Genomic DNA, 467 nt, shown 5'->3' on the forward strand with positions numbered 1-467 from the left:
TCTAAATCTTGACAAACAGAAGGATCTAATGGATCGGTATCATCACCATCTAAAACACCGTCGTTATCATCATCAGTATCACTGGCATCACAAATGCCATCTCCATCGGTATCTGTACCGTCATTGGCTGGATCAAAATTATTACCAGGGCTAAAGTCTGTGCTTGAGGTAGCGGAACAATCGTCACACCCATCACCATCTAAATCTTGACAAATAGAAGGGTCTAATGGATCGGTATCATCACCATCTAAAACCCCGTCGTTATCATCATCGGTATCACTGGTATCACAAATGCCATCTCCATCGGTATCCAAACCGTCATTGTCCGGATCAAAATTATTACCAACGCTAAAATCTGTGTTTAAGGTCGCGGAACAATCGTCACACCCATCCCCATCTAAATCTTGACAAACAGAAGGGTCTAGAGGATCGGTATCATCACCATCGGCTACACCATCGTTATCGTT

The 467-nt window shown here is 43.3% G+C and carries 1 pseudogene; it reads right to left on the minus strand.

Annotated features, from left to right (window positions below):
• Positions 1-467 (minus strand): annotated as a pseudogene (locus MWU65_RS17575) (thrombospondin); the annotation flags it as partial.

Origin of the sequence: Cellulophaga sp. F20128, from assembly GCF_023015805.1 — a bacterium.
Classification (GTDB): domain Bacteria; phylum Bacteroidota; class Bacteroidia; order Flavobacteriales; family Flavobacteriaceae; genus Cellulophaga.